Consider the following 13809-nt stretch of genomic DNA (forward strand, 5'->3'; position numbering starts at 1 on the left):
TGTTTTTATAACTATTATACTTTAAAATCTTCCTCTTAATATTTGAATTCAATAGAATCATTTACTGCTTTTTCGACTGCCAACTGATGGTAAAATGGAATCATTTTTTCTTCTAATTGACTGCTGATTTCTACGGCAGTTTTTTTATCGTTAATTAAATCAAAGAATAAATTGACTTCCTGTTTACTGAAAGCAGCCATTGATTCGTTATGCTGCAATTCGCTTTTTGGTAACGTGGCAAGAAAAGCAAATTCTTTCATCATCCATCTGTGATTGACTAGCTGTTTTTCGCTTTTTTCACTTCTTACCACTAATTTCATATACCTGTTGTAAGCTACTTTATCTTTAGCATCTTCGATACTGACTCCATGCATTTTATCTGTATTGACACGGCCAATTGCGGCCACATATACTTGTTCAATACTTTCGTCTTTTGCAGTTATTTCGCGATTTAATTTCTGAACAATAGCAAAGAGCAAGCTATTATATTGGGAAATCATTTCCTTGTTAGTATTATACAAATCAAGATAATCCAATACTTTTTCTTTGAATTCTTTATCGTCTAAAGTCATTCTGACGATATCTAAAAGTTTGTCCAATTTTTTTAATTCTGCTTCAGGTAAAGGTCTTAAGTTGTTTTGAAGCTTTTCCAGTTTAGAAATGATTTCACTTTTTGTGCCTTCTAAAACAACATCTTTAGAAGAAATTTTCAGAATATTATCTGGCGTTTCCGGTGCTGTAATTTCTCCTTTTTCTTCGATTTGTTTAGGACGTAATTTTATTTTATCGAAAGAATAGGTGTAGGATATAGTGGCTGTCAAATCATTATTTCTAACAGTTTGAGAGCTGCTAAATAATGATATAACATTAAACCCCATATTGTGTTTTTGCATGTAAATATATGATCCATTTAAACGGATATTAAAAACATCATTTACTTTATCGCCATTATTAAAGCTGGTATTATAACTGGTAGAAAAAGAGGTGTTTAATTTTTTGTCGTAAAATAATTTCGTAGCACCAATCGTTGGCCCCAGTATTAAATTATCACCAACATCCAATTTTCCAATTGTACTATTGAAAGAAGCTGTTAGATTAAGGTCTTTTTTGGGGTAACCAATAATGTATGAAAGTCCTGTATTGTAATAGGTACTTGCCCCACCAGCAATTGTTTTTCCTTCTTGCTGATTTACGGCGTCCTGCATGCTGAAAGTAGCATTGAAAGCTTGTTTTTGTCTTTTATCATTTTTTAGAAGATAATTTACTGTAATAGCAGCATTTTGATTGACTTGTCTGAAATTTAAGGTGTCTAAATAATCATAGTCTGAGGTTTGATTAATGTAATCAAATTGATTTCTGCTATTGGTATACGATTGAAAATTAGAGTAATTAAGATTAAAATTTAATTTTTGATTAGCCCTGAAATCGGCGCTAATAGACGACACCAGTCTTTTCATCTGACTTTGTTTTTGTTTGTCAAGATTGTCTTTCTGTAATCCTAAATTCAGATTTAAGCTTAATTTGTCTTTGTATAATGTCTGAGAAGCATTAACGGTCACATTTTCTAAATCATTATTAAAATAATAACCTCCTAATGTTCTGTAGTTAGGATCGATTCGTTCGTAGCCTAAACCTAAAGTTCCTTTTCCGGCAGGATATATCAATTGTCCTTTTAAAGCTTTATAACTCGCCGTTGTTGAATTAGAATTTAAAAACATAGAGGCAATATTTTCAGCTTTTTTGCTTTCAGTAACTCTGGTGTCTTCTGTAATACTGCTATTTGCAAAATCGGTTAAAACCTGTAATTTTTTAAATAATTTAAAAGAGGTTTCAAAGCTAATTGCAGCATTATCTTTTGGAGAAACGCCTAGTTCATATGGGATCGGAGTTGATAATGAATTCATCTCATCTTTGGCCTTAAAAAAAGAAAGTCCAAGATTTACTTTTTCTAACGAATATTGTGTTTTAAATCCATAACCAATTCTTTTGTAGGTAGGAACTAGTTCAGTATTTATTACATCATATTCACTGCTTCTAACCAAACGACCGTACATTGCACTAATTTTAAATTTGCCTTGCGGTGTTAAATCAACACCCAGTCCTGTGAACTGATGTCCTGCTAAAGTATAAGGGGAAAAAGTCATACTAACATCTCCAATATGCGCGGTAATCCATTTGTAGGAAGGATGGATACTCAAACGATTCATAAGAACCGGTTTGTTATAACCAAATTTTTGACTGGTATACGAAAATGAAAAAGGGATATTATATAAACCTGCTACGTTCACATTAATATTTCCGTTTAAGAAATAGGTAAAAGGCTCTCTGGCTGCATTTCCAGAATAAAATACTCCGTTGGCAGAAGCACCACCGGAGACATTTATTAGTTTGTTTTTTCCTAATTCTTCAACATTGAAATTTTGCGCAAATCCTAGAGTGTTACACAATATTATGCTAAAAAATAATATTTTTTTTAAATTCATTATGATAAATTCGGGACAATGAAATAGGGAAGGACTGACCTTATATTTCGAGCTGTTTTATTAAAATATTCACTTTTTGTTTTAATGAATGGATTTTATTGTATAATTAATTTTCTCACTTTACTTCCTTGCTGAGATTCAAATAGTACAAAATAAATTCCTGATGAAAGTCCGCTTATATTAAAGTTGAATGAATACGCATCTTTTCCATTTTCACTTCTGGAAGCAATTACTACATTATTATTTAGGTTATACACTTTTATACTGGCAGGCATTATTTTGTCTAATGTTACATCGACAGTAAATAATCCGTTAGAAGGATTTGGATAAACTTTCAGGTCGAATTTTTTCTGTAAATCAGTATCATCCGGATCTACATATTCTCCTTCTGTAACCAAAATTGTTTTGGTTTGAAAAGCCGTACATCTTCCTTTTTCTGTATTCAATGTAATGTCGTATTCGCCTGCTTTCGTAAAACTCATTTCGGCATAATCTCCATTATTCATTGTTACAACTGCTTCTGGAGGCAATTTCCATTTAATATTATCTGCCTTTGGATTACTGATATCCACTATGATGAATTTCTCATTTACAAATACCTGTGAAGACATGGCAAACTCAGAACTAATTGCCGATTCCTGACTTGATATGGTAATGGTATCTGTTGCCTGGCAACCTAATTTATTTGTTACAACCACTGTATAATCAGCAGGCTGAGAAACTGTAATAATTGGATTTGTACTTTTGAAACCTTTATCTGAAGTCCATAAATAAGTTGCTTTATCATCATCTATAGAGGCATTTATAGTTAGGCTTTGTTCATAGCAAAGTGTAACATCTTCACCCAGGTAAATGACATCTTTTGGAGGGTCTATAACGGTATAATTTCTGGTTATTTTACAACCTCTAAAATCTGTAATTTCTATTGAATATTTGCCAGCAGATGCATTGTTTAAGATGTTTGTTTTCTCACCAGTATTCCATAAATAAGTATATGGAGCAGTACCAGCAATTGGAGTTACAACAATTTTTGCATCAGAACCAAGATAACAGGTAGGCATTTTAATTGTTTCTGAAGCGTCTAAGTGAGGCGGTGCGACAAAAGAAATAGATTTAGTTATGCTACAACCGTTAAAATCGGTAACAGTTACAGAATAATTTCCTGGAGCTGCATTTGTTAAAACTTCGGTAGTTGCTCCGGTATTCCATAAGTAACGATAAGGTTTTGTTCCGCCAGTTGGTGCAGACGTAATAGTCCAATCCTTTCCATCGCCACAAAGTGTATAATCCGCAGAAAGAGTATTGTCTACTTTTTGAGGTTCAATTATTGTAAATAAGTCACTCTTTGAAACGTTATCTTTAGTATCCGTTACCTCAACATAGTAAGTTCCGATCCCTAGATTTCCTAATGTTATATTTGTTCCTAACACACCATTGCCCGGAACAGAAAACCATTTGTAAGTATAACCCGGAAGACCGCCAGAAGCATTTGCTCTAAGACTTGCATTTTTATCGCTGTTGCATAAAACAGCGTTAACTGGAGTTATCTTAACCACTAACAATGAAGGTTGTTTTACTTCGTAAAGTTCTGACGTTACAGAACAGCCTTTTGCATCTGTAACAACAGCATAATATTTACCTGCGGCTAAATTTGATGCTGTTGAAGTAGTTCCTGTTACTTGAATATTTGCACTTGTAAACCATTGGTAATTATAGGCTGAAGTTCCTCCTTGAACAGTGATATTGATACTTCCGTTAGAAAGGCCAAAACCTGTTGCAGGTATAATTATATTTTGACTAATTAGAAGTTGTTTTGGTTCTGTAATTTTAACATTCACAATCGATGTATAATTACAGCCTTTATTGTCTTGCACTTGTATATCGTAAGTGTTTGCTTTTAAATTAGGAATGACGGCAGTTAAATTATCAAATGCTATCCAATTGCCATATCCGGAATCTTGTGATTTGTAGCGATATTGAAAACTATTGCTTCCACCTGTGGCCGTTAAAGTAATGGTACCATCGTTGTAGCCTAAACAGCTTACATTTTTTTGTGTATTTGTTACTACAATTGGATCTGGTTGATTAATGACAATTGATTTACTGGTAACTTCTACTTTATTAAAATCTTTTACAACAGCATAATAGGTTCCAATTTCAAGATTGTTTAATAATGCACTGGATTCGTTTGGAATCTTTGCTCCATTTTTATACCAGGAAATAGTTCTTATACCAAATCCTCCGTTCACAACTGCAGTTATGGAAGCGTTCTTTCCATTGTTACAAGTGATTTCGGCCGATTGAGTGATGCTAATTTCTAATACATTATTATTAAAATCAAATTCTGTTGATTTTGTACATCCGGTTGCATCAGTTGCAGAAACCGTAAAGATGCTTGAAGCAAGATTTGTAAAATCAACTTGTTTTAAAGTTGAATTTGGTACATCTTTGATAATAGTTCCGTTGCTGTCTTTGCATACGTATCTGTAAGGTGCAACTCCGCCAACGATTTCAATATGAAGTGCACCGTTACTATTTCCAGCAGTTGGAATAGTTGGTACAATTTTATCTAAATCAAATCCGAAATCCTGAGGCTGATCTATTACAATATTATTTAAAGTTCCTACACATAAATTTCCATCATAAACCGTAACAGAATAAATCCCTTTTCTTAAGGTGTACTGGTTTTTAGCAGTACTTCCGTTACTCCACAAATAGGTATATACAGGAGCTCCTGCCACAATATCCGGAGTACCTCCAACAACATTAATTTCAGCGACTCCATCAAATCCGTCATAACATGTAACATTTTGTTTATTCGCCATCGTAACAATAATTTGTGTAGGCTGTGTAATTTCAAACAAAGGAGAAGTTGTCTGATTATCATTTGAATCAATAACAGTTACATAGTATTTACCTTTTGGAATGTTTCCTGTTGTTGCTTGTGAATCTACGGTTGTATTGATTAAAGTACCATTTTCTCTGTACCATTTGTAAGTATAAAATCCTTGTGCAGTTGGCACACCAGTTCCAACAGTAGCTAGTGCTCTTAAAATACCTGATCCGTCAAAACAATCAATGGTTTTTGCGATTGCGATAGACACTTTAAGCTCTAATGGTTCTGTAATAGTAAATGGTTTTTCAGCAGTACAATTTTTGCTGTCGGTTACAATTACTTTATATGCTCCAGCTAATTGATTGTCTAAAACAGCTGTGGTTTGACCTGTAATTTCTACGTTGTTTTTAAACCATTTATATGTATAAGCTGGAGTTCCACCAAAAATTTGAACGACTATTTTTCCATTGCTCAAGCCAAATCCAGACGCATTTTGTACATTATCGCTAGCGATTACTAAATCATCTGTTGGCTCTGTAATTGTAATTGTTTTATTAATTGAACAGTTTACGGCATTATTATCTGATACCATCACAGTGTAAGTGCCGGCTGGAAGACCAGTAATATTGGTTTTTCCGTTATTATTTGCCGAATCGTAATTCCATATAATACTATAATCGGAAGAACCTCCCGTTAGTGTTAGACTTATTGTTCCATCGTTTCCGCCTTTACAGGAAACATCTGTTTTAATATTAGTTATTGCCAATGGGTCAGGCTGAGTAATAGTATATTCATTTATTCCATATGATATGTTGCTTTCTTGATCTGTAACAGCAACAATATATTTTCCGGCACCTAAATTATGAACTGTTTTTGTTGTTGATAATATATCTGTTGGAGCTAAAACATTATACCATTTGTAAATGTAATCAGGAACTCCTCCAATAACAGTTGCGGTTAATTCTGCAGTTTTATCACCATAACATTTTACCTGAGTGTTTTGTGCCATTTCAATACTTTTAATTTCTAATAGATCTGGCTGTGTTAAGTTATATTCTTTGTTTACAGAACAATTGTTTTTATCTATGACAGTAACCACATAAGTTCCAATTGGGAGCTTATCTATTCTGTTTGTAGTGGCAATTACGTCAGAACTTCCTTTTAATCTCCATGCATACGTATAAGTGCCGGCTCCTTCGCTTCCTTCAACAGCAAGAATACCATTTTGGGTTTCGAAACCCGTTAAGTTCTTTTCAGTAATAGTTTCTATAGCTAATGGAGCGTTTGGCTGAGTAATTTTAATGTCTTTCAGTTCAGTTGTACACTTGTTTTTATCAGTAACTAAAAGATTATAAGTTCCTGCATAAATTGCCGATAAATTATCTGTAGTTGCTGTATAATTAGAGTCTTCAACTTTTGTCCACGAATAGGTATAATTTCCGTTATTTGGAATTCCGCCTTCAACCTTGATTTTAATTGCTCCAGTATTTTCTCCATAGCATAAAATATTTACAGCGGAATCAAATGTAATTTTAAGCGGATCTGGTTGTGAAAGCGTAATTTCCGCACTTGTTATCGCGCCAACCTGATCGGATACAATTACTTTATATCTTCCAGTTTCTTTTTCTGGAATCGTATTAATTGTACCAGGAATATCAACAAATTTGTCGTCAATATACTTAAACCATTTATACGTGTATTCTTTAACTCCTCCACTAACTTCGGCTGTTATTTCTCCATCTGAATTTCCAAAACATTGGATGGAAGAACTTTCTTTTAGTTCCACTTTTAGCACAGGATTCTCTTCAACGGTAAAAATTTTACTTTCACTACAAGAGTTAGCATCCGTTACAGTTAGAGTATAGTCGCCGGCTTTAAGTCCGCTAATATCTTTTGTGTCAGAGGGAGATGGAATAGTAGTGCTTGAAGTCCACTTATATTTAAGCGTTCCTGTACCTCCAGTCGCGGCCGCAATTGAAATTGCTCCGGTACTTTGCCCATTTATTAAAACTTTTGTTATTGTGGGGGTCGGAATTTCAATTATTTTAGGTTCAATAATCGTAAAAGAAACTGTAGCCGTACAACTTTTCGCATCAGTAACTGTTACTGTATAATCGCCTGCTTCAAGTGTTACACTGCTGTTTGTCGTATAATCAAAAGATAAACCGTCTTTTTTCCAGGTATAAGTATAATTTGGACTTCCTCCTTTAGCTGTTATGGTCGCTTTTCCATCTTTTGCTCCAAAGCAAGAAATTGATGAAAAGCTATTTGTAGCCTCAAGAGGGGTATCTGGGGCATTAATAGTCTCCTCTGCAAATACGTAGATTATATTATTCTTGTTATCTTTGACTTCAACTCTATAGGTCCCTTTCGCAAGGCTATTAATTGTTTTAGTATCTATTTTAAGATCAGTTACATCAGGACCATTCACTTCATACCAATTGTAAAAATAAGTAGATCCATTTCCACCTGTCGCTTCAGCAATCAAACTACCTGTTTTTTCACCATAGCAGTTCACATCTGTAAGTTTTGTGATGGTTACATTTAAAGCATCTAAAACAATTTTTTCAGAAGCTTTAAAACAATTATTAGCATCGGTTACAGTAACTATATATACTCCGTTTTCTAAGCCAGTAGTTACTCCAGAATCATTTGTATTGGTAGTAAATGGATCTCCGCCCTTTGTCCATGTATACGTATATTTTCCATTGTTTGGAGTTCCTCCCTGAACTGTAACGGTTATTTGTCCATCCTTAGCTGTTTTGCTTGTTGGCTGGATTCTTTCTGTCTTTACAATTATTAATTCATCTGGTGCAGTGTTAATTGATAAAGGTTTATCTTCTGGACTTAATAGATCACATTTTAAAGCATCGGTAATAGTATAAGAATATGATCCGGAAGGAACACTAATAGTCGAGGTATAAACACCATTATTGTTAACAACCGGTGTATTGGCAATAGTATTGTTAGAACCATTTTTCCAAACGATACTATAGCCGGCAGTTCCTCCATTTATTGTTAATGTAATACTTCCATTATCTCCAAAACATTTTGGATGGGATATTACCTCGGTTGCTTTAATTTGTGGATTTGAATCTAAGAATACTGGCTTAGAGAAAGCACTGTGACCAGCTTCGTCAAATACTTTGACTTTATAATATCCGGCCTCTAAACCGGAGACAGTTTTACCATTCTTTTTTGTTTCTAGTTCACTGATTCCATCTATATCCGTTCCGTACCATTCGTATTGATAATCTGGAATTACATTTTCGGGTAGAAAAGGATAGCCGCCTATAGCAGAAGCGGTTAATGTTCCGGTGTTGTCACCATAACATTCGATTAAGTCATGTTTATCGATAATAACCTCAAGTTGTTTTGGCTGTTGAATAATAAACTCTTTAGAGGCAGTACATCCATTAGCGTCACTAACACTAACAATATATACTCCTGCTAAGAATTGTTTGTACGAAGTTGGGGTGTCAAAACTACCATTATCTTTTGTCCAAGTTTCTTTGTAAGTCGTAGTACCTCCAGTAATTTGAAAGTTTTCAATCTTACCATTAGGTATGTTGAGAATAGTTGCATCAATTGCCTTTCCTGAAATTGCAAGTACAGCCGGCCTTTTTATATTTACGGTTTTTGCCCCTTCGCTGTCAACATCTGAAGGATTTGTTTGAGAGTAACCCAATAACCCAAAAAAGAATAGTAGTAATATAAAATTTTTTTTCATAAATATTTTTTATTAAAAATTGGGTTATTTTGTTTCTAGGCAGCCAAATTTGTCAATTACTTTTACTTTGTGATTTCCGTCAGTAGCAATTGGAATTACAATAGGGTCTGTAAAGCCTTTACTGATAGCACCATCATCCAAAAAGTAAAAATAGGGTGGTGTTCCCCCTGAAGGAGTAATTAAAATACCTGCATCTCCATCATTGCATTTAGGTTGTACGGGAGTGGCTTGATATGAAAACTTGCTGGAACTATCAATTTTAAATGTTAATGAGACTACCGGGCTGGAACCAATTTCTATACTATCATCTGAAAGACTTTGAGTTTGGTATTTTATAATATAGTCACCTGCTTTTCTATTAGTCCAGGTATAAGAATTATTAATAAGATCATCTTTCTTTACAAAAATGTGTTCAAGGAAAGCTACATTTGTACCGTCTGTTGTATAAAGGGTTATAAGAAATTTATCATTACTGCTTAGTTCAGGTTTCGGGTTAAATTCAAGCGTAACACTGCCAGTTGATTGGCCAAAACAGTTTACTTTTCCAGTCGCTGGAGGATTGACTGCTAAATCAGGAGAACAACCGACAATTTTGTACGTCGTTATATTTGTAAACATTGTTTGATAACCCGATCGGAAATGAATATTTTGTTGATTTGTATAGCCTTCTAAATCTTTTACATAAAAAGAGATTGTGTTTTTTTCCTGATATTGAGCCGGAAAATTTTGCCAGCCTCCATTATCTAATTTGTATTGCCAGTTCCATCCTCCTTTTAAAGTTAAAATTTCTCTGGGACATGTTTCTTTTGTTTTTGGTAGGCCAGTTACAGGATCAATTTCAGTAGCAGGATCGATAATATGTAGACCTATAATTTCAGAATCAGCAAAACATCCGCCAAAATAGGCAGTTTCAAAATTATCTTTATTATAAGGTATTATTACATATTGTTCATTTGGATTAAATGGTATTTTGCAATCCTGCCCATTTTTATTACCAGCTGTTGATGATCTGCACTTTATTTGATTTGGATCATCTGTTACATAGAAAAAATCATATTCTACGACTTCGGTATTTTCAGTATTACTGCCTTTTGAAATTTGCTCACTACCTAAAATGATTGTATGGTTTCCGGCGTGGCTTCCATTCCATCCTTGTGATGGGCTAAAGGTTGTTTTTATTAAAATACCATATTCCTGTGCATTTGAATTGCAGCAAATTATAAGGAAAATAAATAAGAGTACTTTTTTTATCATAATTCTGGTTTTTGTATACAATCTTTACTGTCAATTACTGTGATTTTATGATTTCCCTCGGCTAATTCATTTGGTACGAGAAATGGACTTGTGAAGGAATGTTTATTTGCAATAGTTTCTGTTCCCAAATAATAATAGTAAGGTGGATTTCCTCCTGTTGCAGAAATTTGTATTTTGCCTAATTTGTCATTACATACTGGCTGTAAAATTGTTACTTCAAACTTTAGTTTTTCTTTTGGTGTAATTGTAAATAAAAGATCTTTTACAGCTTCGGATGGAGAATTTTCTCCCAATTGTGTTTGATAGCTGAAATTATAGGTTCCAGCTGGGATGTTCTTCCATTTATATACATTATCAGTGATTTTTTCAACGTCTTGCTTTGCAGATGTTGAAGAGAAATATAAATCAGTGCCCACTAGATTGCGACTGAATAGAAATTTTTCGTTATTATTTGAATCTAAAGGTCTGCTAAATGTGAAAAGAACTTCACCATTACTGTAATTACAGAATGTATAGTTAGGATTTGATGTGTTAAGTAAAGTTGGGGAACAAAGAATAAAGACAAATGGATGGTATGTATAGACCTGTGTTCCTGTAAATTTTGCCCTAAAGTATGTTGTTTTGTTAATTCCAGAACCATCGGAATATATCTGGTTATAGGGTAGGGTTAGCGTATTCACATTAGAGTTTGGAATTGCTTCATAAACATTGCTGCCTACTTTTTTTACTTCCCATCTTTCAATACTTCCCGAGCAAGATAAACCAGTTGTGATACATCCAGTGTTATTTATGCTCATTTCTTGCAGATTAGCTTTTAATCCCCACGGGTCTCCATCTGTAGATGTACTGTAACTACAACTACCACTGCTAAAAACAACAGTAGAAGCTAGACCATATGGGAAAGGATAACACCAATCATCACCTGTTGGTTCACATGTTCCCTGATGAATTATTTTCGCAGGTCTTATGTTGGTTTCAAAACTAACATTTGGAAAATTAGTGTAATCTGCATTTGTGGGAATAATTATGTTGTTATTGCTGTCATACAAATTAAACGCTTCTCCTCCTAAAGAAGAGCAGCCACAACTAAACAATGCACCTTGCACATTAACCCTGTATGTAGTTTGTGCAAAGTTTTTTAAAGACAGTAATATTAAAAAGAGTAAAATTTTTTTCATTTATTTTCAATACATTTAGTACCAGCTGCAAAACCATTCCATGTAAATTGCTTATTTATAATCTCTGAAGCATTGACGATTTTACTTTTCTTAAAAAAAACCTTCAAATAAGTAGTAATTTTGCCGCCATACTTCAATAAAAATAATTCCTCCGAATAACTTTTTGAACACAAATAAAAATATCGAAAGAATAAGTATTTAACTATTCTTGATTTTTAAAGCGTGAAAAAGTAAAAAATTGCTCATATACTAGAACTTTACCGTGTAAAAATCCATTTTAGACATTCTTCCATCTTTAGAGACAGCTCTAATTCCGTACTTATAATTGGTATTTATGGTAATAGTTGGATCTGAAAGACGTTTAACATTGCCGGTAACAACTTGAATTAATTGTAAAGGTTCTTTATCTGAGCCTTTGTAAATCTCAAAATTATCAGCATTCTTATCAGAATATTCCCATGATAAATCAATGGTATTGCTTACTTTATTAGGCTGGGCAAAGAAACCTTTTACAGAATTTAAAAGCGAAGATTTAGGAACAACCAAAGCAACTTCTGGCGAAGGATTAGATACTAAATTGCTCTCGTCTTTTGCAAAGATGGCATAGTGGTAAGTATTCCCTTCTACGGTAGTTTTGTCCTGATATTTTTCTTCTTTATTTTTTGTTTCATAAAGTAATGACCAGTCGTTTTGATCATTTTCTTTTCTGTATAATTGATGTATTGCCACGTCCTCACTTTGGCTGTTTATCCATTCGAGAAAAATGGATCCATCTATAATTTCGTAATTAGAAAAAATAGGTGAGGTAGGCGGAACTACATCAGGTTTTTTTAGAATTAAAGGTTCAGAAAACGCAGACATATTGTAATGGGTGTCTACAGCGATAACTTTATAATATACCTTACTATTCAAACTTTTAATAACTACTTTGTCTTCATAATTATTTGGTTCGCTTGGACTTATTGTCAACTGACTGTATTCTTCATTAGGATTATACGCCTTATAGATACGATAGCCCATTACATCTTTTTCTTTGTTTGGTGTCCATTTTATTTTTACAACTCCTAAACTATCAATTACACCTTCAAGACCAATAGGTTTTGCAGGAGGTATTGAGTCAACAGGTTGTACTAACATTGGAAAGGATGATTTGTTACTTCCATTTTTTCCAATTGCTGTTAAAATGAAATAATTTGCAGCATTTAGCTTATTGTATACAACGTTTCTGGCTTTTGAGGGAATATTTTTTATAACTGTAACATACTTATCATCATCATGATCTGAACGTTTAAGTTCAAAACTAGTGATCTCATCATTGCCTTCTTCAGGAAATTCCCAAATCAGGTTAACAGTCTTTTCATCTTTAAATTCCTTAATTGTAAGATGCGGAACAAATTGTAGTATTGATTTTCCTTTTCCTGAGATTATTTCAGAATAAGGACCTAATTCTCCAAAAGAAGTAATACCCTGAATTCTATAACTATATTGTGCACTATTGGCAATAGAATCAGCGTAAAAGAATTTACTATTGTTCTCATTTTGCTGATTTAAACTAGTGTATGGTTTGTCTGTTACTCTTTTAAAGTTTTTTTTGTCTGTCGAACGTTCAACATAATAACTTCCGTAAATATGAGATAGCATTTTATAATTCCAGCTCAACATAGCATTTTTATCCATAAAATGAGCCGTGAAATCCATTGGTTTTGGCAAAGGCTCATAATCTTTCAAGCCTATAAATATTCCGCCGTAATCAATGTGCATTTCTACTTCAGGAACATTTGACGAAACTCTGTACGCATATTTTTCATTTGTCTTTACCGTTTTATCTTCAAAACCTAATCCTGCTTTTTTTGCTATTTCAAAATCTTTATCGGCAGAGAATAATGCAAATGTGAATCTTTGTTCGTTTTCTTGAGAAAGGTTTACAATAGATTGGAGATTATCAGTGCCACCAACCTCAAAACTTTCGCCATAAATAGCTTGTGCAACAATTGCGGCATTATCATTTTCATCAATTAATTTCTCCCATAATTCAACAGCTTCGGGTTTAGAAACTTGTGTCAGAACTATTTTTTCAGGTTTTGGAAGTGTTTTATTATCTCGTGTTACAGTATATCTTTCAACCAAATAACCATACGTATTCAGCTTTTTCCAGGCAAGAGGATCGTTTACAGCCCATCGCAATAAGATTTTATCTTTTTGTACTCTGGCAATTACCTCTATTCCAATCTTTTTATCAACTGGAATAGAATCTTTTGCTGCTTTTTCTTGTGCGTAACTAGCCTTAATTATTGTAAAAACAAGAATGATTAAAAATTTAAGCTTCAT

General features: G+C 33.5%; 5 protein-coding genes. All 5 read right to left on the minus strand.

The features are described 5' to 3' along the window. Nucleotides 1-35 precede the first annotated feature (35 nt). The 5 genes from IRZ99_RS01450 to IRZ99_RS01470 all read right to left on the minus strand — a co-directional run bounded on the left by IRZ99_RS01450 (nucleotide 36) and on the right by IRZ99_RS01470 (nucleotide 13809). Nucleotides 36-2483, minus strand: a complete 2448-nt coding sequence (locus IRZ99_RS01450; RefSeq protein WP_194655577.1) for a hypothetical protein — start codon at nucleotides 2481-2483, stop codon at nucleotides 36-38. A gap of 95 nt (nucleotides 2484-2578) precedes the next feature. Continuing rightward, nucleotides 2579-9049 carry a T9SS type A sorting domain-containing protein gene (locus tag IRZ99_RS01455; protein WP_194655578.1) on the minus strand — a complete coding sequence of 2157 codons (6471 nt, stop codon included), beginning with the start codon at nucleotides 9047-9049 and terminating at the stop codon, nucleotides 2579-2581. A 24-nt stretch (nucleotides 9050-9073) separates the two neighbouring features. Further along, a complete protein-coding gene (locus IRZ99_RS01460) occupies nucleotides 9074-10303 on the minus strand; it encodes a SprB repeat-containing protein (protein WP_194655579.1) in 1230 nt (409 codons plus the stop codon). Further along, on the minus strand, nucleotides 10300-11481 hold the full coding sequence (locus IRZ99_RS01465) for a hypothetical protein (RefSeq protein ID WP_194655580.1): 1182 nt from the start codon (nucleotides 11479-11481) through the stop codon (nucleotides 10300-10302). Before IRZ99_RS01465 ends, IRZ99_RS01460 begins: the two co-directional genes overlap by 4 nt. Before the next feature lie 249 nt (nucleotides 11482-11730). Then, nucleotides 11731-13809: a hypothetical protein gene (locus tag IRZ99_RS01470; protein ID WP_194655581.1), complete on the minus strand. Its 2079-nt coding sequence runs from the start codon at nucleotides 13807-13809 to the stop codon at nucleotides 11731-11733.

The organism is Flavobacterium sp. LC2016-12, from assembly GCF_015351595.1.
In the GTDB taxonomy this organism is placed as follows: Bacteria; Bacteroidota; Bacteroidia; order Flavobacteriales; family Flavobacteriaceae; genus Flavobacterium.

What these genes read in the sequence shown, in the direction of transcription:
- IRZ99_RS01450 (WP_194655577.1), bottom strand. Translation starts at nt 2,483, where the DNA reads ATGAATTTAAAAAAAATATTATTTTTTAGCATAATATTGTGTAACACT.
- IRZ99_RS01455 (WP_194655578.1), bottom strand. Translation starts at nt 9,049, where the DNA reads ATGAAAAAAAATTTTATATTACTACTATTCTTTTTTGGGTTATTGGGT.
- IRZ99_RS01470 (WP_194655581.1), bottom strand. Translation starts at nt 13,809, where the DNA reads ATGAAGCTTAAATTTTTAATCATTCTTGTTTTTACAATAATTAAGGCT.
- IRZ99_RS01465 (WP_194655580.1), bottom strand. Translation starts at nt 11,481, where the DNA reads ATGAAAAAAATTTTACTCTTTTTAATATTACTGTCTTTAAAAAACTTT.
- IRZ99_RS01460 (WP_194655579.1), bottom strand. Translation starts at nt 10,303, where the DNA reads ATGATAAAAAAAGTACTCTTATTTATTTTCCTTATAATTTGCTGCAAT.